The organism is Tractidigestivibacter montrealensis, assembly GCF_024741235.1.
Lineage (GTDB): Bacteria > Actinomycetota > Coriobacteriia > Coriobacteriales > Atopobiaceae > Tractidigestivibacter > Tractidigestivibacter montrealensis.
Window position 1 is genome coordinate 75,130 of the sequence record NZ_JANSKA010000006.1, and the last position, 21,339, is coordinate 96,468.

Here is a 21,339-nt window from a genome sequence, read left to right on the forward strand (position 1 = left end):
TGGTAATCGTGCAAGCCAGCAGCGAGATGAGACAAGGGGGCTCTGTCTCCTTGTCTCATTTTGGCTGGATGGGGTATCCGTCTTGGCTCATGATCTCAAGCACCCCATCTGTTGGCCAGCGCAAACACAGCCGCATGCGTACGATACCAGCGAGAATGGACGCAACGATGCCTGACGCAGCCCTCCGCATCACATCCTATTTCAGAGATGTCGGTGAAGTCCCGAACAGCCTCCTTAAGCCTCTCAACAGCGCCAAGAAGAACAAGGCCCCCCGAGTAAGCTGGCTGCTCTGCTGGGGACACCCACGGGCAAGGCCGTGTCTCTCACCAGGGCAATCCGAGCGGCTCAGAAAGCCAGAACCTGGCCAGAAACCCTTCCAACAAGCGCAAGAAACGTAAACAAACTGCTGGTAGATGTCGGGTTGCTTGCGGAGGACAGGCTACCGACAGAAATGGGTAGGCACCTTGGCATCTCCGTTGTCGACGACACCGAGAAGGGCTGAAAGTACGCGAGCTATACGCCCACTGTGCTCGCACAGGTGGCGGAAATCCTGTTGAGAAGAGCGTGAATCTAGCAATGATGCAGTTGGCTGTTACAGCAGGACCCCTCATGGGGTTCGGAGGGGCGGGAGCTGCTTTAAGTACGAGAAAGGTGGGGCTGGGCAACCCTAGTCTCAGCCTACGCGCGCTTTACAGCGTGGGGTCCCCCTCCACCCGCTGCACAAAAACGCTCTATCAAAGGGAAATTACCGTTCTCGTGCACAAAACCGGCCTATCGCGGGGGACTGTCGAGGCCTTGGCATCAAATGTTGAACATTGATTGCACAGTTATGCATAAACCATACGATTGTTTCGTAATATTGGATACTATAATTACATCATTGATATTTGTGCCTCGAAGCGCCCGCGATAGAGCGTTTTTATGCACGAGCGTCCCAATTTCCCAGCGTTAGGGCAGTTTTGCGCAGCACCTCGCGACTATTGGTGCCCAAGCGGCAATCGAACAGGCTTGCAGCGCCCGCTCGACATTCCCGGCCCTTGCGAGGTTGTGACGCCGCCAGATGGTGACAAACCTCGCCCAAGGCATCTCATCGCGCCTGAACGGTGGGGCGATCTCGCTCCGCCGTTTAACAAACTTGTCGCCTCGATAAGATAAGGGCCAAAGGCTCGTCATATCCCCGCCTCAACGAGAGGGGATGATATGAGTGGTCCTCCGAGTCGTTCCGATTGAGCACCCAACAGTAATCCGCGCCCGTTCCGGCCGACTGCTGGCAATTCAAGACGAGGAACACGGCATCAACCCCACAGAAGATTCCCGACCTCGGTATATACCACCACCCTCGGCTGACAACCTTCTCGCACGAGAATGCCCCTGCCGCCGTCTTGGTGCAGCAGTGGATGTTTTCGCAGGTACTACGTATAAAAAAGAACCCCTCGGCGCCGAATCGACACCGAGGGGGCAGACATGGCGGGGTTTCCCGTCGAAAGCGGGCGTGTGCGGCGTCACACGCAGCTGCGGGACGCCAGCCGCAACAATCCCCAGCCCTACAGGAGCCTCAGCGAGACCTCCTTGAGCTGCGCGCCCGTGACCTCGGACGGCGCTGCGCTCATGAGGTCGGAGCCGCTCGCCGTCTTGGGGAACGCCATGACCTCGCGGATGTTGTCCGCGCCCGCAAGCAGCATGCACACGCGGTCCAAGCCCAGCGCAAAGCCGCCCATGGGAGGCGCGCCAAACTCGAGGGCGTTCATGAGGAAGCCAAACTGCGCCTGGGCGCGCTCGGGCGTGAAGCCCAGCTTCTCGAGGATCTTCTCCTGCAGCTTGGCGTTGTGGATACGCATGCCGCCACCGCCGGCCTCGTAGCCGTCCATGACAAAGTCGTAGGTGTGCGAGCCCATGGCCAGAGGGTCGGTGTCGAGAAGGTCGATCTGGTCCTCGTTGGGCTGGGTGAAGGGCTGGTGCTCGGAGTCCAGGCACTTGCGGTCCTCGTCCCAGTGGAACAGGGGGAAGTTCACGACCCACAGGAAGTCGTGGCCCTCGCGCGGCACCTCAAGCTCGTTGGCCATGTGGCTGCGCATGCCGCCCAGGATCTCGTCAGCGTGCAGGCGGCTCTCCACGGCGAACATCACAAGGTCGCCGGGCTCCACGTTCATCTCGGCACGAAGCGCGGCCATCTCCTCATCCGAGAAGAACTTGACGATGGGGCTGGTCACCGAGCCGTCCTCACGGAAGGCAATGTACGCCAGGCCCTTGGCGCCAAACTCGGTGGCGACGTCAGCCAGGCGGTCGATGCGCGCGCGGGGCCACTTGCCGGCGCCCTTGGCGTTGATGGCCTTGACGTACCGCCCTTCGGTGTTTGCGGCGGTAGCAAAGAGCTTGAACTTTGATGCCGAGAAGATCGGCGTCACGTCGTGGAGCTCCATGCCGTAGCGGGTGTCGGGCTTGTCGGTGCCGTAGGTGTCCATGGCATCCCAGTACTGGATGCGACGGAGCGGCAGCTCAAGCTTCACGCCCATCTTGCCAAAGGCCTCGGCGAGCACGTGCTCGAGCGCGCCCATCACGTCGTCCTGGGTGACGAAGCTCATCTCGACATCCACCTGGGTGAACTCGGGCTGGCGGTCCTTGCGCAGGTCCTCGTCGCGGAAGCACTTGGCCACCTGGTAATAGCGCTCGACGCCGCCCACCATGAGGAGCTCCTTCAGGAGCTGCGGGGACTGCGGCAGCGCGTAGAAGTGGCCCGGCTGCATGCGGCTGGGAACCAGGAAGTCGCGGGCGCCCTCGGGCGTGGACTTGAAGAGCGAGGGGGTCTCGACCTCCATGAAGTCGGAGCCGTGGAATGCCTCGCGCAGGGCAAAGGTGAAGTCGCTGCGCAGCTTGAGGTTGGACATCATCTTGGGACGGCGCAGGTCGAGGTAACGGTAGCGCAGGCGCACGTCCTCGGCGGTGTCGACGTGGTCCTCGATCTGGAACGGGGGCGTCTTGGACCTGTTGAGCACCACGATCTTGGTCACGTAGACCTCAATGGCGCCCGTGGCCAGCTTGTCGTTGTTCTGTCCCTCCGGGCGCTCGCGCACGGTGCCGCTCACCATGATGGGCCACTCGGAACGGATGGTCTCGGCCTCGTGGAAGGTGGCTTCGTCGCAGACCTCGGGGTCAAACTCGAGCTGGGTCACGCCAGCGCGATCGCGAAGGTCAACAAAAATCAGGCCACCGTGGTCGCGGCGGTGCCACACCCAACCAGTGAGCGTGACCTCCTCGCCGATGTTCGACTCGCGCAGCTCGCCGCAGGTGTGCGTGTGCATGCTATAGGACATGTGGTTCCTCTCGCCTCTTCCGCCCCGTGCCGTGCGGGCGGACCAACAGATGACGGCGCGCCGACGTAGACCGCGGCGGCACGCGCAATTGGCCATGGTAAACCAAATGAGGGCAACCGCCCACCAACATGCACGGCCGCAACCGTGCCTTAACGGAAAGCCCGCATCGGACGAGAAGCCCCAAACCAATCGCCGGAACGCCTACAGCGTGACGAAAAGCTCGCTCTTCTCGCGATCGTAAGCGCCACCCAGAATGTCCGCGCAGAGGTCCTGTGCCCAGGCGGGTGTCACCGAGGGCAGCTTGCTCGTTGCGGCAAGCTCATCGGTGTAGTCCGCGAGAAAATACGTTGTCTCGTCTGCGGGGTCAATGTGGGTGACCAGGGGCTTCATGCCGTAGGAGACCACACGGCACGTCCCTTCGGCATCGCGTTCGAGCCGCACGCGCGCCATGCCGCCGACCATGTTCTGCGGGGCGTCCATGCCGCTCACGAAGTTGCCCACCGACCAGTAGCAGACCATCGTGTGGCCGTCTGCGCCGGTCATGGTCTCGACAGGACCCATCACGCGCGGGTGGTTGCCCAGGACCACGTCGACGCCGCACTCGAGGAAGAGGTCCGCCCAACGCTGCTGTTCGCCATCTGGTCCGGTGACGTTCTCGCTCCCCCAGTGCGGGCACACCACCACCATGTCCGCCTCCTCGCGTGCCCGCTTGCAGTCCTCGCGCACGCGGTCCTCGTCCAGCAGGGCCACGGCGCCCTTGGGATCCGCATACCCGTTGAGGCCGTAGGTGTAGTTGAGCACGGCCACGCGGAAGCCGTCCTTCTCGTACACAAAGATCTTGTCGTTTGGCACCGGCTCATCTGCTAGCGGGTCCGTGCAGCCAACAACCGCGACCTCGGGATGGGCCGTGCGCCAGAACTCCAGCTCGGAGTGGATGCCGTCATAGCCGCGGTCCATGGTGTGATTGCTGGCGCGCAGCACCACGTCAAAGCCCGCACTTGCCTCGGCGTCGCCCACCTCCTGGGGACCGTTGAAGGCAGGGTAGCCCGAAAGCCCCATCTCCGTGCCGCCCAGAATGGTCTCCTGGTCGAGAATGGCAAGGTCACAGGCAGCGACCTCATTGCTCACGTTGGCAAAGAGGTGCGAGAAGTCATAGGAACCGTCCGCCGTGCGACCGGAGGAGTAGACCGAGGGGTGGAGAAGGACGTCGCCCACCATGCAGATGTCAATGGTCGTGGGGGCCGCGGCACCTTTGTCATCGTCCACGGTAGCCTGCTGGGTCTGGGGCTCCTCGGCACCGGAATCACCGTGAGCCCAAACGGGCGTCTGCACTGTCCAGGCGCCGTAGGCAAAGCCCAGAGCAATCACGATGCCGGCAAGCACGGAGAGTGCCAGGCGCAGGCCGTTGTGCGCGTGCGCGGCGCCAGCCGAGCGGTCAACGTAGTCGTAGCTGGTGCGCTGAGGGGTGCGCTGGTACACGGGCAGCGGCGCCACGGCACGAGGCGCGGTCTTCTCGGCATCATCTGGGGCATCGCGGCCCTCATCGTGCGCGGGCTTCTCGGACACGTCCATCACTCCTTGTCGCCATGCCTGGCTCGAGCTGCGCGACAGCGCGCAGCTGGGGTTTGCGTGACGTTGCGGCCAGCGCGCGACGGGCGCGCGGGTTTGCGTGTACGCTCGTTTGGCTAGCCAACGTTCATCTTACGCAAGCGCGTCCGCGCCGCGCCGCCTTACGGGTAACGGTTCTGCCAACGGACGCAGTGGGAGTGATGGGGATGCCCTACCAGACCGCGGTCTTCGACCTTGACGGCACGCTGCTCAACACGCTTGACGACCTCTATACCGCCGTCAACCACTCGCTCGTCACATACGGGCTGCCCGAGCGCAGCCTCGCCGAGGTGCGCCTCTTCACCGGCAACGGCATCCGTCGCCTCATCGACCTCTCGGTGCCCAAGGGCACGCCCAAAGACCTCACCGACAAGGTCTTCGACAAGTTCAAGGCCTACTACGACAAGCACAAGCTCGACACCACGCGCCCCTACACCGGCATGGCCGAGGTCATCGACGACCTCCGCTCGGCAGGCGTGGCCTGCGCCGTGGTCTCCAACAAGGCCGACTTTGCCGTGCAGGGCATCATCGACCACTTCTACCCCGGCAAGTTCGACTACGTGATGGGCGAGCGCGCGGGCATCAGGCGCAAGCCCAACCGCGACATGATCGACGTGATCCTGCGCGACCTGGGGAGAAGCGTAGACGGCATGGTCTACGTGGGCGACTCCGAGGTCGACATCGAGACGGCCAGAAACTGCGGGTGCCCGTGCCTGTCCTGCTCGTGGGGTTTCCGCGACAGGGAGTGGCTCGTCGAGCACGGCACCACCACCATCGTTGACACGCCGGCCCAGCTCGAGGCCAAGATCCTGGCGTAGCGGCCACGCTAGTGGCCACGTTGTGGCCCAGCCGGCGCCTGTGGCCTACGCGCGCCCGGGCTGCGGCAGATGATGCTCCAGGTAGTACGAGAGCGTGAGCACGCGCCGCGCGGCAAGCGGCATCCCCTTGGGGTCAAGCGTCGCCTTGAGGAGCATGGTTTTGGTAGCCGGCAGCACGTCCAGCGAGGCCAGGTACTCCTCGCTCCATCGCGAGAGGAGCACCTTGCGCAGGGCCGCGGCAACCCGCTGGTAGCAGCCGCTTTCCTGGCGTATACCCTCGCGCATCACGTACTCCATGATGAACTCCACGAGGTTCGCGTCATCCATGCCCAAAAGGCCGCCGCGCTTCCAGTCCGCCAGGATATGGTCGATGATGGCAACGTGGTCAAGCAGCTTGGCCTCCACGTCCGCGTTCATGCCAGCCATGAGCGAGCCCTCGCGCACCACGCGGTACTCGTAGAGCTTCTCGGCCGAGAGCGCCACGCGCGAGGCGCGAGGGTACACCGCAAAGGCAAAAATCTGGTCCTCGCCAAAGCGAACGCCCTCGTCAAAGCGCAGGTTGCCCTGGACGAGAAACTCCCTCCTCACGGCCATGCGCCATGCAAAGGGCCGGGAGTTCTCGCGGAACATGAGCTGGGAGCTGTAGCCCTCAAAGACGGCGTCGCGGGGCGAGAGCACGCGGGCGATCCAAGGGGCGCGCGCGTCCGGCGGACAGAGCGTGGCGCCAAAGGTGAGCACGTCAGCGCCGGTCTGGTCCAAAAGGCGCACCATCTCGGCGCACGCGTTGGGATGGAAGCGGTCATCGGAGTCGAGGAAGCACACGTACTCGGTGGTGGCCGCGTCGATGCCGGCGTTTCTCGCCGAGGAGAGCCCCCCGTTGGGCTTGTCGACCACCCGTATGCGCGGGTCTCGCTCCTCCCAGCGGGCGAGAACCGCGCGCGACCCGTCGGTGGAGCCGTCGTTCACGCAGATGATGTCGATGTCCGTGAGCGACTGGTCCTCGAGCGACCCCAGGCTCGCATCCAGGTACTTCTCGACGTTGTAGACGGGCACCACCACAGAGAGCCGGCTCACAGCGCCGCCCCCTCCTGGTTGGTGCGACGCACGGACTGGCTGCGAGCCTTGAACGAAAGCGCGTCTCTCAGCAGCGGGACGCCGCCCAGCGCAAGGTAGCGCAGCACGGAGCCGCCCGGCGCGCGGTACGCCTTGCGCGAGCGCTCGAAGCGCGCGGGGTCCGAGACTAGCGCGTCAAGGTCCGCCGCGGCGCCGGGCTCGAAGAGCTTGCGGTCCACGCGGCCCATCGCCACGTCGTCTGCCAGCTCGTACGAGATGCGCTCCACAAACGCGGGGCGCAGACTGGGGTCCAGGCGGTCGTAGTTCCAGAGGTAGCTGTCGAGCTTCATGCGCTCGAGGATGCCCGTGAGGCGCGCCGCGTCGGAGCCCGAGAAGTGCTCGTTCACGTACTCGGCCATGGCCTGGTACTCGTCGCACACGCAGTACGCCTTGGAGCTCGACTTGACGGACGACGCCTCATTGTCCTGGCGGTAGCACAGCACGCAGTCGGCGATGAAGGTCGCGCGGTTGGCCGCGGCCCATACCTTGAAGTTGAAGCCCACGTCCTGGTACGAGGCACCCGGCGTCTCCAGGAAGCGGATGCCGTTCTTCTCCAGGAAGTCGCGTCGATAGATGGCGGACCAGATGGAGGACTTGCGGAAGAATACCGCGATGTCGGCGTCCCCGCGCGGGCAGAAGGTGCGGCCCACCATGGGGCCGTCGACAACCGAGAAGGGCACGCGCTTCTCGGCTGGCTGAGACCAGTACAGCCAGAAGTTGCCCTTTGCGACCTCGGCGTTTGCGGCCTCGGCGGCATAGACGAGAAGCTCGAGCGCCTGGGGATCGAAGAAGTCGTCTGACTCGAGGATGGCCACGTAGCGGCCGCGGGCGCGGTCGAGGCCCACGTTCATGGACGCGCCGTAGCCCGAGTTCTCCTTGTTCACCAGGACGAAGCGCTTGTCCCTGTCGGCAAAGCCGCGCACGATGTTGGGCGAGGCGTCGGTGGAGCCGTCGTTCACGCAGATGACCTCGAAGTCGTTGAAGGTCTGGGCAGCCAGCGACGAGAGGCACCTCTCGAGGTAGCGCTCCACGTTGTAGATGGGGACAAGCACCGATACCAGGGGATGCTTGGTGTTGCTCACGATGACCTCCGTATTTCTCGCGCCGGCAACGCTCTAGAGACCATACCTCAGCGCCACGGGTCGCGGGGAGCAGGACCGGCAAAACCATCATGAGAGCGGACCGGCTCCCCAGCGGCATCATCGCGTTCTTCCTGCATCCCCGCCTCTCCTGCACCCTCATGGGCTAGGATGGGAGGGCTGACCACGCGCGTCCCTTGCGCGTGCCCACCCTCGAGCGAAGCGGACAGTACGGGAATGTGGCTCTCCTTCTACGCAACGATCCTTGTGGCACTGCTCTTCCTGGGCCTGCCGGGATATCTCCTGGGGCGCACCCTGGGGCTTCCCCGCATGACTGCGCTGCTTGCGGCGGCCCCCCTTGGCATGGCCGTCATCTGCCTCATGGGCCAGGTGCTCTACCTGGCTCAGGTCCCCGCAACGCCAGCCATGATGGTGGGGCTTCCCTCCGCGCTGCTTCTGGCGGCGGCGCTTCTCCGCAACCGCTTTGTACACGCATCGCCTGACGGGGCACCCGCCGTGCATCCGGCCCTGGTGGCCGTCTTCCTGGTTGCCGGCGTGGCTGCCGGCTACGTCTTTCTTGCGGGCATCCTCCCCTCCCCCAACGCCTTCCACCAGGACTACGACTCGGTGCACCACATCAACTCCATCCGCGCGATGATGGACTCGCTCTCGATGTCGCCGCTAGACGGCAGCTCCTACTCCACCGAGTCCGACGCGCTCGTGGCCGTACAGCCCACCGGCTACTACCCCTCCGGGTGGCACGTCCTGTGCGCGACCGTTGCGCTTGCCACCAACGTGAGCGTGACCAGTGCGATCAACGCCGTGAACCTGGCGCTCATGGCCGTGGTCTATCCCCTCTCCATGCTGCTGCTGCTCTCGACGGTCTTTCCGGGGCGCACGCGCGTGGTGGCGCTGGGCGCCGTGGCGTCGCTCACGCTCACCATCTTCCCGTGGGGCATCTGCAACTGGGGGCCGGTCTACCCCAACATCGCCGCCTTCGCGATGCTGCCCGCCCTCTGCGCCCTCTTCATGCGTGCCTTCGACCAGGGCGAGAGCCGCCTGGCCACGGTGGACCACCTCGTTGCCTGGTTCCTCTCCACATGCGGCGCGGTGCTTCTCCACCCCAACGTGGTCTTCTCGATGGCAGTCTTCCTGGCACCGTGGATCGTGGCCCGCCTTGGCAGCTCCTCGCTGCGACTACGTCTTGGCTCGCGCGTGTGCATTGGCCCGCGCGCGCTCGCCGTGGCCTTTGCCGTCTTCTGCATGGTGGCCTGGGTTGGCGCCACCAAGATTCCCGCCTTCGCGGACCTTGTGAGCTACCACTGGGACTCCTTCACCGAGGGTGACGGTGCCCTCACCAACGTCTTGCACCTGAGCTACATGCGGGGCATGTGGCCCGCGCCCGACGCCGAACAGCTCTTCCCCGCGGCGCTTTTGCTTATGGGCGGGGTGCTTCTCGTCTCTCGCCGAGACACGCGCTGGGTCGTGGTGCCCTATGCCATTGCCGCCTACATGATGTACGTGGCCTGCTGCTCCACGGACGACGCCTTTAGGTCCGTCCTCATTGGGTACTGGTACTCGGACCCCTACCGCATTGGCTCTTTGGCCACGATCTTCTCGGTGCCGCTCATCTCTTACGGACTGGACGCCGTGGCAGAGGGCGCGTGCAGGCTCGTGCGCCTGACGCCGGCACGCGGCTGGCAGGCGCTTCCTGCGGTTGCGACGATTGTCGTGGCGGCGGCCTACATTCCGCTCGCGCTCTTCTACCCCGGCCAGGCGCGTGACGGCTTTAGCTACGAGAAGAGCAGTCCCTGGGCCACCTACGCGAGTTACGCCTACCGCGCCTACTCCCATGATGCGCCGCTCACCTACCAGGAGGCGGACTTCATGGAGAGCGTCCACCGCCTGGTGGGCGACGAGCTTGTCATCAACCAGCCCTTCGACGGCAGCGTCTTTGGCTACGGCGTCACGGGGCTGCGCTGCTACTACCGCTACTTCTCGGGCTATGGCTCGAGCAGCGAGACCTGGCAGAGCCGCGTGATCCGCCAGAGGCTCTACAACATTGCCAACGACCCGCAGGTGCAAGAGGCAGTGGAATCTGTGGGAACGCACTACGTCCTGGTCATGAGCACCGACGAGCGCAACAACACCTTCGTGAAGGACACCTACGACGCCACCAAGTGGCGCGGCATCAACTACATTACCGACGACACGCCCGGATTTGAGTTGGCGCTCGAGGAGAATGGCTACAAGCTCTACCGCATCAAATGAGACAAAGGGACAGTCCCTTTGTCTCATTCACCATCATCGATGAGACAAGGGGACTGTCCCCTTGTCTCACTCTCGACCTCAGCGAAGGTGGGGATCGAGCGCTGGGCGCCCTCGCGGGTGGTGGCCAGCGCACCTGCCGCCGAGGCCCAGCGCATGGCGTCGACGATGTCGAGCCCATGGGAGAGCTGCGCCGCCAGGGCGCCAAGGTACGTGTCGCCCGCCGCCGTGGTATCCACCGCATCCACCTGGTAGGGCTCCACGCGGTACATGTCGTCGGCGATGAGCGCGACCGACCCGCGCGACCCCAGCGTGATGACCGTGGTCGCCACGCCGCGTGCCGAGAAGGCCATGAGCGCGCGCATGCAGCCCTTCTCGGTCTCGGGCGAGATGTCCGTGAGCGCCTGGCACTCGGTCTCGTTGACGCAGAGAAGGTCGATCGACTGGTAGATGTCCGATGAGAGCGGTGCCGCCGGGGCAGCGTTCAAGATGGTGTAGAGGCCGGACTCGCGCGCATAGGCGATGGCGTCCATGGTGGCGTCCATGTCGCACTCGAGCTGCGTAAGGAAGATGTCGCCCGGCTCCGCGATGTCGTCGATCACGGAGCAGACCACGTCGGCGTGGGTGGTGGCGTTGGCGCCCGGGTCTACCACAATGCGGTTGTCGCCCTGTGCGCGAAGGATGGTGGCTGTGCCGGTGGGCACGTCCTTCAGGGCGCGCACGCGCTCGCAGAGGACGTCCGCCTCCACGAGCGACTGCACCAGGCGCGTGCCAAAGACGTCCTTGCCCACGGCACCCACCATGTGCGTGATGGCGCCCATGCGCGCCGACGCCATGGCCTGGTTGGCGCCCTTGCCGCCCGGACTTGCGAGAAAGCCCTGGCCAATGATGGTCTCGCCGGCCTCGGGGACGCGAGGGCAGCTCACCGAGAGGTCCATGTTGAGCGACCCAAAGACGATGACCTTCGACATGCGCCCTCCATCCCTTGTGTCGCGCGGCGGCCTGCGGGTCACGTGGACCGCCCGCGACGCGTTAGCTCTCCTGGACCTCTCCCGCCATGAGTCGATGGTACATGACCTCGTTGGCGGCAAGCTCCTCGGTATCGTCGAGCGGCTCAAGCTCTGCGGTGCCGTACTTGCGCTCCATCGCGCGGGCAATGAGGTAGTCCGCGACACCGGGGTTCTTGGGCAAAAGCGGCCCGTGGACGTAGGTGCCCACCACGTTCTTGTAGAGCACGCCCTCGTAGCCGGTGACGCCGTCGTTGCCGTGGCCGTAGAGCACGCGCCCCAGCGGGGTGACGCCCTCGCCCAGGTGCGTGCGGCCGGCGTGGTTCTCGTAGCCCACGATGGGCTGCGGCGAGATGGAGCTCTCAACCACGATGTTGCCAATGAGGCGCGGGTCGCCGTGGTCGGTGTAGAGGTCCACCAGCGAGAGGCCCTCGACCTTCTCGTCCGCCATGAGGTAGCTCGAGCCCAAAAGCTGGTAGCCGCCGCACACGGCCGCAAGCACGCCGCCGTCCTCCACGAAGGCCCTGATCTCTGCCTGCTCGGCCAGGAGCTTGTCGCACACGATGCGCTGCTCGCGGTCCGATCCGCCGCCAATGAAGGCAATGTCCACGCCTGAGAAGGACGGCGTGTCGTCGACGTGGACCTCCATCACGTCCGGCGTGATCCCGCGCCACTCCATGCGGCGGCGCAGGCACAGGATGTTGCCCGAGTCACCGTAGAGGTTCAAAAGCTCCGGGTAGAGGTGGGCAATGCGCAGCGTGCGGTTGCCCGTGGGGGTGGGGCTCTCTGCGGTTTGGCTAGTCATGGCGCTCACCCATCCCCTCGAGCTCGGCCTTGGCCGGCCACAGCGCGGAGTAGTTGCACAGCACGTAGAGGGGCCTGTCCAGCGGCACCGAGCCAAGGCGGCCCAGGACCTCGCCCGCGGTTGCAGCCACCGGAGCCTTGATGCCCGCGTACTTCATGCGCACCTGCACGTCGTTTGCGCGGTGGCCGCCGGCAAAGGCGAGAAGGTCCTTCTCGGAGAGCAGCCGCTCGAAGTCAACGTCCCAGATCCAGGAGATGTCCTTGCCGTCGTTGAAGTCGTCGTTGATCACAAAGAAGACGGCCTTGGGACGGGTGTCCGTCTGGAGCAGCGAGATGTTCTGGTTGAAGCCCGTAGGGTTCTTGGCCAGGTTGAGCACCACTTCGCGGCCGCCCACCGTGAAGTGCTGCAGACGACCGTTCTCGGGGTGGTAGCCGTCGAGCGCCGCCTGGAACGAGGCTGCGTCCACGCCCGCGAGATGCGCCGCCGCGGCGGCGGCAAGCAGGTTGTAGACCATGTACACGCCGCCAAAGCCTGCCGAGACGTGCGCCGTGCCTCCCTCGGGAAAGGCCACATCAAAGGCCACGCCGTGGGCGTCCACGCGCACGGCGGTGGCAACAAAGTCGAGCTTGGGGCGCCCGAAGTCGCCGTTGGGGCAACGGAAGGCGCCAAGCTGGGCGTAGGCACGGTAGTCGTAGGCAAGCTCGGCTCCGCACACCTGGCAAAAGCGAGCCTCGGGCACGCGGTCGGGAGGAAGATGGAGGTCCTCCCCAATGCCAAAGGCCAGGACCTTGGTGCCCGCCTTCTGCGCGCGGAGCGCCACGCCCACGGAAAGCGGGTCATCCCCGCACACCACGAGGGTGGTCGAAGGCGAGGCCGCAAGCGCGGCAACGATGGTGTCCTGCACGTGGTCAATCTCGCCAGCTCGATCGAGCTGGTCGCGGAAAAGGTTGAGAAGCACGAGGTAGCGGGGCTGCAGCTGCGGCAGGATGTGGACGGTCGAGAGCTCGTCGGCCTCCATGACCGCCCAGTCCGCACCGCTGCCGGGCAGCAGCGCGGCAGCCACGCCGGCAGCCATGTTGGCGCCCGCACGGTTGCACAGCACCGTGCGGCCAGAGCGCTCGATGGCATTGGCCAGCACGTTGTTGGTGGTTGTCTTGCCGTTGGTGCCGCAGACCACAATGGCGCCCTCGGAGAGCTTGGGTGCCAGGTGGGCTATGGCGTTGGGGTCAAGTGCCAGGGTAACCCTGCCGGGCATCTGGGAGGCGTTGCGATGGAGCACGCGCCGCAGGCCCCATGACGTGAGCCGCCCCAGGCCAACGGCGCAGGCGTTGCGAACTCCCATGCGCTACGCCTTCCCGCCGCGGGCAGCGGCTACCGGCGCCTTGTCGTCTGCGACGTCCGCGGGATCCTCGACGTCCTTCTCGGCCTCAACGCTGCGCTTGTACTCCTCGGGCGTGAGGACGTCCTCGATGCGCAGGTTGACACCCGCGACCTCCAGGCCCGTCATGCCCGTGACCTGCTTCACGATGGCCTTCTTGACGTCCTCGAAGACCTGCGGCGCGTAGGCGCCGTACTCGATGAGCACCGAGACGTTCACCTTGACGGCGCTCTCGGGCGTGACCTCGACCGAGACGCCCTTGGTGGTGTCGGAGGCGCCAAACGCGTCCTGCACGCGGTTGAGCCAGCTGCCCTTCATGCCCACCACGCCGGGCACGTCGCGCATCGCGATGGCGACGATCTTCTCGATGACGCCATTGGAGAACGTGAGGGAATCCTCGGAGTCTGAATCGTCTGCGATGTCTATGTCCTGACCCTGGATGGGCTCGGGCTGGGCGGCGGATGCCGCAGTGGCAACGATGCCGGCCTCTGCCGGGGCCTCGGCCTCCCGTGTGCTGTTCTCTGTGTCCATGCTCGCTCCTCTTGATGTGGGCTGATGATTGCTATGTAGGGCGATGCCGCACTGCGGCGCCTAGTGCGTGTCGTGGTCCCTGAAGATCTTGCCCAGCGCGCGCAGGATCTTGGGGTCGCCATCTGCCTGCTGGCCAATGGCCACGCCAATGAGCACGAGAAGCACCAGCAGCAGCGTGCGCCAGAAGCCGATGGCCGCCATCACGATAGCAACCACAAGCCCGCAGACGCCACCCAGGAAGGCGTTCTCGTGACCGGGGAAGGTCCTGCTCACCCAGGCAGAGGCCCTGCTGACCCCATTCTGGGTGCTTTGGTCGCTCTTGGCGCTGGCCTGGGCCGCACCCTCCTGCGACGTGCCTGCAGATGCTGCGTCCTGCTGCGCGCCAGGCACCTTCGAGGCCTCGCGCTGCTCGTCCTTGTGCTGCTGCGGCTCCTCGGCCTCGACCTTTGCCCGTGGCGCCTTGTTGAAATCGTCGCTCATGGCTAGGCCTCCCCGCCCTTGTCGTGGTCCTCATCGCTCTCGGCCGAGAAGGACGTCCCGTCGTGCCCCGTGCCCATGGGAACCGTGATGGCACCGTAGGACGCTTCCTGCGGCGCGGGCGCCAGGGCCTCCTCGTAGGAGGGCACGGTGGTATTTGGCTGATCGTCATCCGTCGAGTAGGCCGCGGCCGAGGCGGGTGAGCCCGCGGGGGCGGACACGCTCACGTCACCCGTCGTCGGCGCGGCTGCGGGCTCCTTGGGCTCCACAAACTCCAGGCTCACGTCCTCGAGCTTATCGCCGCACACGGCCGTAAGGCCCCTCACCAGCTCCTCGTGGAGCTCGGTGCCCTTCTGCACCACGTCCACGCTCTCGTGCGGCAGCACGCGCACGTGCACCCTCACATGACCGCGCTTCTTGGCGCTTACAAAGACGCGGTCTGCCGAGCAGGTGCCATCGGCCTCGACCGTATGCTTGGCCTGCGACGCAATGGCGTCGCGCGAGACCGAGATGGTGCCGCCGTCGACGGTGGTCACTTCGACGGTGCGCACGCGACGCGAGAAGATCGAACGAAAGAGCAGGATGAGCAGCCCCACCACCGTGATGAGGAGCAGCACCTCGACCGCGGTGTAGTACTCAGGTAGCGAGAAGAGCGCCGAGGCCTGGGCCGTCCAAGGACCCAGCCACGTGAGCACAAACGCCGCCAGGCACAGAAGCCCAGACAGCGAGAAGACAAACATGCAGAAGCGCTTGAAACCACCCATGCGCAACTCCCCTATCGAGCGCCGTCCCGGCAGCCCCCGCCGCCGGCCTGACAAAGAAGAGCATACCCCTTTGGCGCGACGCTAATTGGGCCGCCCCGGGACGCCGTCCGGGACGGCGAGCTGGCGGTGCGGCGCTGGCCTACCGCCCCTGCGCCGCGTACTTGGCCTCGGTGGCCTCCTTGGCGGGGCGCCACCAGCCCTCGTGGTCGCGGTACCACTCGATGGTCTGGGCGAGGCCCTCACGGAAGTCGGTATGGAGGGGCTCCCAGCCGAGCTCGCGCTCGAGCTTGGTGGGGTCGATGGCGTAGCGGCGGTCGTGACCGGGGCGGTCGCGCACCCAGTCGAAGTCGTCCTCGGGACGGCCCATCTGGCGGAGTATCTCGCGCAGGACGTCGATGTTGGAGCGCTCACCGTTCGCGCCTATGAGGTAGGTCTCGCCGATGCGGCCCCTCGTGAGGATGTCCCAGACCGCGCGGGAGTGGTCCTCGGTGTGGATCCAGTCGCGCACGTTCTCGCCCGTGCCGTAGAGCTTGGGGCGGATGCCGCAGAGGACGTTCGTGACCTGGCGCGGGATGAACTTCTCGACGTGCTGGTAGGGCCCGTAGTTGTTCGAGCAGTTGGAGATCGTGGCGCGCACGCCGTAGGTGCGGTGCCAGGCGCGCACGAGCAGGTCGGAGGAGGCCTTGGTGCTCGAGTAGGGCGAGCTCGGACGGTAGGGGTCGTCCGGCTCGAAGCGGCGCGGCTCGCCGAGCGCGAGGTCGCCGTAGACCTCGTCGGTTGAGACGTGGTGGTAGCGCACGTCGTACTTCCTCGCCGCCTGGAGCAGCCGGTAGGTGCCCACCACGTTGGTCTGGACGAACGGCTCCGGGTCCGCTATCGAGTTGTCGTTGTGCGACTCCGCCGCGTAGTGCACGATCGCGTCGTGGCCCGGGACCAGGCGGTCGAGCAGGCCGGCGTCGCACACGTCGCCCACGACGAGCTCGACCTGCGAGGCGGGCAGCCCCGCGATGTTCTCGGGGTTGCCGGCGTAGGTGAGCTTGTCGAGCACCGTCACGTGGCACTCGGGGTGGTTGGCCGCCACCCAGCGGACGAAGTTGCTGCCGATGAACCCGCAGCCACCGGTGACGATGATGTTCCTGGGCTTGAAGGCGTCCCCTGCCATGTACTAGTCCTCCCTATTGGTCGTCTTCCCTGTGTCGCGCCACCCTACGCCAGACCGCGCACGTACTCCCCCAGGCCCTGCTCCCAGTCGGGCATGGAGAAGCCCGTGGCCTCCAGCCTCGAGAGGTCGAGGGCCGAGTGGGCGGGGCGCGGGGCGACGGGCCCCTCGGCGCCGGCGTAGTACTCCGCGGTGGAGACGGGCGCGACGGCGTCCCCGTTGCCGTTCCTGAGGTCGAAGACCTCGCGGGCGACCTCCGCCCAGCTGGCGACGCGCCCGGAGCCGGTGCAGTCGTAGGTGCCGTACGGGGCGCGGGATCCCAGCAGGTGGAGGATCGCGGCGGCCATGTCGCGCGTGAAGGTGGGGCGGCCCAGCTGGTCGTCCACCACGGCGACGCGGCCCAGGGGGTCGCCCGGGTCCGCCACGCGGTCCGAGAGCGCGGCCATGGTGCGCGCGAAGTTGCGGCCGTCGCCCATGACCCAGCTGGAGCGCAGCACGTAGTGCCTGGGGCAGCCCGCCACGGCGAGGTCGCCCGCGGCCTTGGACTGGCCGTAGACGCTGAGCGGGCTGAGCGGCTCCGCCTCGTCGTGGACCTCGCGGGTGCCGTCGAAGACGTAGTCGGAGGAGACGTGGACGAGCGTGATGCCGTGCTCGGCGCAGGTCCGGGCGAGCAGGGCCGGCCCGGTCGCGTTGGCCCTCCAGGCGGCCAGGCGCCCCTCGGCGGTCTCCGCCCCGTCGACCGCGGTGTAGGCGCCGCAGTTGACCACGGTGCCGTAGAGGTCCCAGTCGTAGCGGGAGTACTGGGAGGGGTCGGAGAAGTCGAAGGTATCGATGTCGCAGAAGTCGAAGGTGCCCGCGACCCCGCGCTCCTCGGAGAGCGCCCGCACGGCCCGTCCCAGCTGGCCCTTGCAGCCGGTGACGAGGGTCCTCCTCGGCGCCATGGGGACGACGTCCGCGAGCATCGGGTGCCCCTTGTCAGCCTCCGAGAGCGTGGCCTCGGAGAGCGGGATGGGCCAGTCGATGCCGAGCGCGGGGTCGGCGAGGTTCACGAACGTGTAGGTCCCCCTCAGCTCCGCGGACCAGTGGGCGTCCACCAGGTAGGTGTAGGCGGTGCCGTCCTCGAGGGCCTGGAAGGAGTTGCCCACGCCGCGGGGCACGTAGATGGCCCTCGAGGGGTCGAGGGTCGCGGTGAAGACGCGCCCATAGGTCCCGCTGCCGGCGCGCAGGTCCACCCAGGCGCCGAAGACGGAGCCCGCGGCCACGGAGACGAACTTGTCCCAGGGCTCGGCGTGGATGCCGCGGGTGACGCCGCGCTCCGCGTTGAAGGAGACGTTGTTCTGGACCACGCGGAGGTCGGGGATGCCGAGCGCCACCATCTTGGCCCTCTGCCAGTTCTCCTTGAACCAGCCGCGGGGGTCCCCGTGCACGGAGAGCTCCACAACCTTGAGGCCCTCGATGCCGGTCTCCTGCACCGAAAGCTCCTTCTCGAACTCCATCCGGCAGCCCCTTCCCTTGCGCATCTCGAATACCATCCCAAGATACGCGAGCACCGCGCGGCCAGGGGCGCCAACGAACAAAGTCCAGACAACGGGCACGCGATGAGACAAAGGGACAGTCCCTTTGTCTCATCCATCTGCGCGCAAGCAGGAACCTACTTGATCACGTTTCCGTTCTCGTCATACTTGTAGAAGCCCTCGTCCACGGCAATGCCAGTCTTGCCTGCATCCACATAGCTCTTGAGCAGCGCAACCATCATGCCTGCCGGGGTGGAGGGGTCATCCGCGCCAGGCTCCATGGAGATGATCTTGAGCGCCAGCGGCAGGCCGACCTTGTCAATCTTGCGGAACGGGGTCTGGTCGGGACGGGCGCCGGTGTCGAGCTCCCAGCACAGGTCAACCGTGGCAGGATCCGTCACACCGGACGCCACAAGGCACATCGCCGCCTTGAACCACGGAATGAGGAGCGTGTTGAGGATGTAGCCGGGCTGCTCCTTGTTGAGCTTGAGGGGGACCATGCCAATGGCATGGGAGAACTGCTCGGCAAGTTCGAAGGACTCGTCGCTGGTGCGGTCGTGGCGCATGAGCTCGGTGAGGTTGTTGCGCCAAATCTGGTTGGCAAAGTGCAGCGTCATGTAGCGGTCAGGGCGACCGGTCGCATCGGCAAAGGTGCTTGGCAGGAAGGTCGACGAGTCAGTGAGGAGCAGCGTCTTCTCGGGCATGATGCCCGAGATCTTCTCGTAGAACGCGCGCTTCTGGGCAGGGTCCTCGTTAATGCACTCGATGACGACGTCCGCGTCCGAGAAGGCCTCCTCTGCGCTGGTAGTGAGGCAAATGTGCGAGAGGCGCTCCTCGGCCTGGGCCCTGAGCTGGTCAATCTGTTCGTCAGTGAGGTCCTTCTCGTCCGAGAGGCCGCGGCAGTACTCGCCGCGATCGGCCTTCCACGCGTCAAGCTCACCGAGAATCTGCTTGCGTACGGACTCCAACCGGGGCTTTGCGCGATCTATGGAACCTTCGCTGCGCAGCCACACGGTGGTCTCGAAGCCCTTGTACGCCACCATCGAGGAAATCTGGCTGCCCTCGGTGCCGCAGCCTGCGATGGTTACCTTTTTTACGTCCTTGATGTCCATGGTCCACGAGTCCCTTCGATGAGGTTATACGTTTAACCCACCCGTACGTTATGGCCCTGGCGAAGAAGAAAGTGAAGCGGAAATACGCAGGCGGCGAGAAGCGCCGCGCCGCCGCATGAGACAAAGGGACAGTCCCTTTGTCTCATCGCAGCTTCACGCCGAGCAAGCCCGCAAGGTCTGGCAGCTGGTCGATGCCCACGGTGGCATCGCGCAGCTCGCGAAACGTGTCGCTCATGCGGACGCCCGCGATGTTGCAGCTCGTGAGGTCGACGCCCGCGAGCCTCGTCTGGAAGAGCTCCGCGCGCATGAGGTCACAGCCCTCGAGCACCAGCCGGCTGCGCAGACGAAGCTGCGAGAGAGACGCCTCGCGCAGGTCGCAGTTCGTGAACGAGACACGCTCGAGCTTCGACTCGGCAAGGCCAACGTACGAGAGGTTGCAGCCCGTAAAGCGTGTGCGCACCAAGACGGACTTGTGGAGGTCCGCGCCCACAAGGCGGCAGTCCTCGACCCTCGAGTCCCGCCAGAAGCCGGTGTTGCCCGCAACGTTTGCCAGGTCGCAGCCCTCAAACGCGCAGCGCTCGAAGCTTGGGCGCTCCAGCCGCGCGGAGGCCAGGACGCACCCGCGGAAAGTGCAGTCCTCAAACTCCACGTGGCCAAGGTCCTCTCCCGAGAGGTCCTCCCCCACAAACTCGCGGCCGCGAACGTCTCCGTCACTCTGAGCTATGGCTTCGAGTATCTCGCTCATGGCGTTCTACTCCTCGGGCCACACGAAATCGAAGCTTCCAGCCTCGCCACCATCGATGAGGAGGTTCTGCCCCGTCATAAAGCGGTTAGTCACCCCAACGAAGTAGATCCACTCGGCAATCTCCTCCGGCGTCGCCCAGCGACGCAGCGGCGTGAGGGACATGATGCGATCCCAGAGCACGGGGTCGTCCATTACGGGGCGGTTGAGCTCGGTCAGGACACCGCCGGGATCCACGCTGTTGCAGGTGGCCTGGGGTGCCAGGCGCTGAGCGAGGTTCTTTGCGTAGGCGAGAACCCCTCCCTTCGACGCTGCGTACTCGGGGAACTCCGCGCCGGTGTGGCCGCTCGATGAGCCCAGCAGCACAACAGCGCGGACCTGCGGCGCTGGCGTACGGCCTCCCGGCGCAAACGCGTAGCGCTCGCACACGTTAATGGCACCCTTGAGGTTGACGTCGATGTCCGCGCCGCTGTCCTGCACGCCCGCGTTGCTCACGATGACCTGCGGCGCAAGGTCTGCCGGCAGCACTTCTCGGCCCCGCACGTCGGCAACAAAATGCTGGTAACGCGGATGCTCAATCGAAGCTGGAAGCACGTCGAGCCCCCACACGCGATGCCCGCGCGCAAGGAAGAGCTCCGCCGTTACCCGGCCGATGCCGCGCGACGTGCCTGTGACCAGCACGTTCAGCGAACGTCCCCCAGCGTCAAGCGGCAATGAGACAAAGGGAGTTTCCCCTTGTCTCATCTCGTGGCCTCCACGCCGTGCAGGCGCAGGTAGTTCTCGCCCACGCCCTCGCGCTCCCAGCTGCGAACCACGCGGAAGCCCACCGGCGAGAGGAACACCTCGCATGCAAGCTCAACGAGCGCGCCTGTGAGCGAGCACATGACCACCTGCGCCCAGGTCCAGCCAAAGAAGGTGTGGCTCACGATGGTGGCAAAGACAAAGTTGTCCACAAACTGGCCCACCATCGTGCTCACGTAGGAGCGCAGCGCAAAGGTCCCAAAGGTGTTCTTCTTGAGCCTACGGCCAATCCCCTCGTTGAGCAGCGAGTTCGCGACAGACGAGCAGAGCATGGAGACGGTCGAGCCAAACACCACGTACCAGGTGCCGCCAAAGGTGGCGTTGAGCGCGTCATTCACCTGGATGCTGTCCGTGCTGTAGTAGGCTCCCCACATGCCGGGCGTGAGGCTCATGAGCCAGAAGAGCAGGCACACGGCCAGGTTGATGGCCTCGGCGAGAACGCTCACCTTGATGGAGGCGTTGGCGCCAAAGCGCTTGCAGATCATGTCCATGCAGAGGAAGCTCACCCAGCTCACGGTGATGCCGCAATCGAGCGCCAGCCATGGGAGCGACACCAGCTCCTTGTTCGCGAGGAGGTTCATCACGATGACGCTCACCACAAAGAGCGTAACGGTACCACTGGGGATGTTTCTGAGGAGGACCTTGTAGTCCTCAAGGGTTCGCTTGAGCATGCGCTGTCTCCCGGTTTTGGATTAGCAAGCAGGTTTTACCTGGGACTGCTTGGAGGGCCGCCCGTGCGGCCGCAGAACATAGTAGCGCACGAGGCGCCGCCGTGGGACGACGAGCAAGTCGCTCGTACCTCTCGCTTGTCACATGCACCTAATTTCCTAGAAGCAACCTTGCGTAATGCTT

Annotated in this window: 18 protein-coding genes; 2 read left to right on the top strand and 16 right to left on the bottom strand. The window is 65.5% G+C overall.

All coding sequences use genetic code 11. The features are described 5' to 3' along the window. Positions 1–1,544 precede the first annotated feature (1,544 nt). Positions 1,545–3,311: an aspartate--tRNA ligase gene (gene aspS, locus NVS32_RS09195; RefSeq protein ID WP_258499542.1), complete on the bottom strand. Its 1,767-nt coding sequence runs from the start codon at positions 3,309–3,311 to the stop codon at positions 1,545–1,547. 201 nt (positions 3,312–3,512) lie between these two features. Continuing rightward, a complete protein-coding gene (locus NVS32_RS09200) occupies positions 3,513–4,877 on the bottom strand; it encodes a CapA family protein (protein WP_258499543.1) in 1,365 nt (454 codons plus the stop codon). Between the two features lie 209 nt (positions 4,878–5,086). On the opposite strand from NVS32_RS09200, the gene NVS32_RS09205 reads away from it, so the two are divergent. Further along, positions 5,087–5,737 (top strand): HAD family hydrolase, encoded by a 651-nt coding sequence (locus NVS32_RS09205; RefSeq protein WP_258499544.1) that lies wholly within the window; start codon positions 5,087–5,089, stop codon positions 5,735–5,737. Between the two features lie 45 nt (positions 5,738–5,782). Here NVS32_RS09205 and NVS32_RS09210 read toward each other — a convergent pair whose 3' ends face one another. Both NVS32_RS09210 and NVS32_RS09215 read right to left on the bottom strand, forming a co-directional pair. Then, positions 5,783–6,811 carry a glycosyltransferase family 2 protein gene (locus tag NVS32_RS09210; protein WP_258499545.1) on the bottom strand — a complete coding sequence of 343 codons (1,029 nt, stop codon included), beginning with the start codon at positions 6,809–6,811 and terminating at the stop codon, positions 5,783–5,785. Further along, positions 6,808–7,932, bottom strand: a complete 1,125-nt coding sequence (locus NVS32_RS09215; RefSeq protein WP_258499547.1) for a glycosyltransferase family 2 protein — start codon at positions 7,930–7,932, stop codon at positions 6,808–6,810. Before NVS32_RS09215 ends, NVS32_RS09210 begins: the two co-directional genes overlap by 4 nt. A 234-nt stretch (positions 7,933–8,166) precedes the next feature. Here NVS32_RS09215 and NVS32_RS09220 point away from each other — a divergent pair, with 234 nt between their 5' ends. Further along, positions 8,167–10,200, top strand: a complete 2,034-nt coding sequence (locus NVS32_RS09220) for a DUF6541 family protein (RefSeq protein WP_258499548.1) — start codon at positions 8,167–8,169, stop codon at positions 10,198–10,200. A gap of 23 nt (positions 10,201–10,223) precedes the next feature. Here NVS32_RS09220 and NVS32_RS09225 read toward each other — a convergent pair whose 3' ends face one another. The 12 genes from NVS32_RS09225 to NVS32_RS09280 all read right to left on the bottom strand — a co-directional run bounded on the left by NVS32_RS09225 (position 10,224) and on the right by NVS32_RS09280 (position 21,158). Beyond that, positions 10,224–11,168 (bottom strand): ribokinase, encoded by a 945-nt coding sequence (locus tag NVS32_RS09225; RefSeq protein WP_258499550.1) that lies wholly within the window; start codon positions 11,166–11,168, stop codon positions 10,224–10,226. Positions 11,169–11,229: 61 nt separating this feature from the next. Then, on the bottom strand, positions 11,230–12,009 hold the full coding sequence (locus NVS32_RS09230) for a type 1 glutamine amidotransferase (RefSeq protein WP_258499551.1): 780 nt from the start codon (positions 12,007–12,009) through the stop codon (positions 11,230–11,232). Then, positions 12,002–13,351 carry a Mur ligase family protein gene (locus NVS32_RS09235; protein WP_258499552.1) on the bottom strand — a complete coding sequence of 450 codons (1,350 nt, stop codon included), beginning with the start codon at positions 13,349–13,351 and terminating at the stop codon, positions 12,002–12,004. Before NVS32_RS09235 ends, NVS32_RS09230 begins: the two co-directional genes overlap by 8 nt. Before the next feature lie 3 nt (positions 13,352–13,354). Next, positions 13,355–13,918, bottom strand: coding sequence for an Asp23/Gls24 family envelope stress response protein (locus tag NVS32_RS09240; protein WP_258499553.1), 564 nt, complete (start codon positions 13,916–13,918; stop codon positions 13,355–13,357). Positions 13,919–13,978: 60 nt separating this feature from the next. Beyond that, positions 13,979–14,398, bottom strand: coding sequence for a DUF2273 domain-containing protein (locus NVS32_RS09245; protein WP_258499554.1), 420 nt, complete (start codon positions 14,396–14,398; stop codon positions 13,979–13,981). A 2-nt stretch (positions 14,399–14,400) separates the two neighbouring features. After that, positions 14,401–15,159 carry an alkaline shock response membrane anchor protein AmaP gene (gene amaP, locus NVS32_RS09250; protein WP_258499555.1) on the bottom strand — a complete coding sequence of 253 codons (759 nt, stop codon included), beginning with the start codon at positions 15,157–15,159 and terminating at the stop codon, positions 14,401–14,403. Between the two features lie 139 nt (positions 15,160–15,298). Further along, complete coding sequence (gene rfbB, locus NVS32_RS09255) at positions 15,299–16,321, bottom strand: dTDP-glucose 4,6-dehydratase (RefSeq protein ID WP_258499556.1); 1,023 nt, start codon at positions 16,319–16,321, stop codon at positions 15,299–15,301. A gap of 44 nt (positions 16,322–16,365) precedes the next feature. Further along, positions 16,366–17,814 (bottom strand): sugar nucleotide-binding protein, encoded by a 1,449-nt coding sequence (locus NVS32_RS09260; protein WP_258499557.1) that lies wholly within the window; start codon positions 17,812–17,814, stop codon positions 16,366–16,368. A gap of 155 nt (positions 17,815–17,969) precedes the next feature. Continuing rightward, a complete protein-coding gene (locus NVS32_RS09265; RefSeq protein WP_258499558.1) occupies positions 17,970–18,944 on the bottom strand; it encodes a 3-hydroxyacyl-CoA dehydrogenase in 975 nt (324 codons plus the stop codon). A 142-nt stretch (positions 18,945–19,086) separates the two neighbouring features. After that, positions 19,087–19,689: a pentapeptide repeat-containing protein gene (locus NVS32_RS09270; protein ID WP_258499559.1), complete on the bottom strand. Its 603-nt coding sequence runs from the start codon at positions 19,687–19,689 to the stop codon at positions 19,087–19,089. A 6-nt stretch (positions 19,690–19,695) separates the two neighbouring features. Continuing rightward, the gene (locus tag NVS32_RS09275; protein ID WP_258499560.1) at positions 19,696–20,430 is read right to left on the bottom strand and encodes an SDR family NAD(P)-dependent oxidoreductase; all 735 of its coding nucleotides are present in this window, start codon (positions 20,428–20,430) and stop codon (positions 19,696–19,698) included. Then, complete coding sequence (locus NVS32_RS09280; RefSeq protein ID WP_258499561.1) at positions 20,427–21,158, bottom strand: VUT family protein; 732 nt, start codon at positions 21,156–21,158, stop codon at positions 20,427–20,429. The genes NVS32_RS09275 and NVS32_RS09280 overlap by 4 nt, the downstream gene beginning before the upstream one ends. Positions 21,159–21,339 lie beyond the last annotated feature (181 nt).

Coding starts and splice junctions, on each gene's coding strand:
- aspS (WP_258499542.1), bottom strand. CDS start 3,311: ATGTCCTATAGCATGCACACGCACACCTGCGGCGAGCTGCGCGAGTCG.
- NVS32_RS09205 (WP_258499544.1), top strand. CDS start 5,087: ATGCCCTACCAGACCGCGGTCTTCGACCTTGACGGCACGCTGCTCAAC.
- NVS32_RS09220 (WP_258499548.1), top strand. CDS start 8,167: ATGTGGCTCTCCTTCTACGCAACGATCCTTGTGGCACTGCTCTTCCTG.
- NVS32_RS09225 (WP_258499550.1), bottom strand. CDS start 11,168: ATGTCGAAGGTCATCGTCTTTGGGTCGCTCAACATGGACCTCTCGGTG.
- NVS32_RS09230 (WP_258499551.1), bottom strand. CDS start 12,009: ATGACTAGCCAAACCGCAGAGAGCCCCACCCCCACGGGCAACCGCACG.
- NVS32_RS09235 (WP_258499552.1), bottom strand. CDS start 13,351: ATGGGAGTTCGCAACGCCTGCGCCGTTGGCCTGGGGCGGCTCACGTCA.
- NVS32_RS09240 (WP_258499553.1), bottom strand. CDS start 13,918: ATGGACACAGAGAACAGCACACGGGAGGCCGAGGCCCCGGCAGAGGCC.
- NVS32_RS09245 (WP_258499554.1), bottom strand. CDS start 14,398: ATGAGCGACGATTTCAACAAGGCGCCACGGGCAAAGGTCGAGGCCGAG.
- amaP (WP_258499555.1), bottom strand. CDS start 15,159: ATGGGTGGTTTCAAGCGCTTCTGCATGTTTGTCTTCTCGCTGTCTGGG.
- rfbB (WP_258499556.1), bottom strand. CDS start 16,321: ATGGCAGGGGACGCCTTCAAGCCCAGGAACATCATCGTCACCGGTGGC.
- NVS32_RS09260 (WP_258499557.1), bottom strand. CDS start 17,814: ATGGAGTTCGAGAAGGAGCTTTCGGTGCAGGAGACCGGCATCGAGGGC.
- NVS32_RS09265 (WP_258499558.1), bottom strand. CDS start 18,944: ATGGACATCAAGGACGTAAAAAAGGTAACCATCGCAGGCTGCGGCACC.
- NVS32_RS09270 (WP_258499559.1), bottom strand. CDS start 19,689: ATGAGCGAGATACTCGAAGCCATAGCTCAGAGTGACGGAGACGTTCGC.
- NVS32_RS09275 (WP_258499560.1), bottom strand. CDS start 20,430: ATGAGACAAGGGGAAACTCCCTTTGTCTCATTGCCGCTTGACGCTGGG.
- NVS32_RS09280 (WP_258499561.1), bottom strand. CDS start 21,158: ATGCTCAAGCGAACCCTTGAGGACTACAAGGTCCTCCTCAGAAACATC.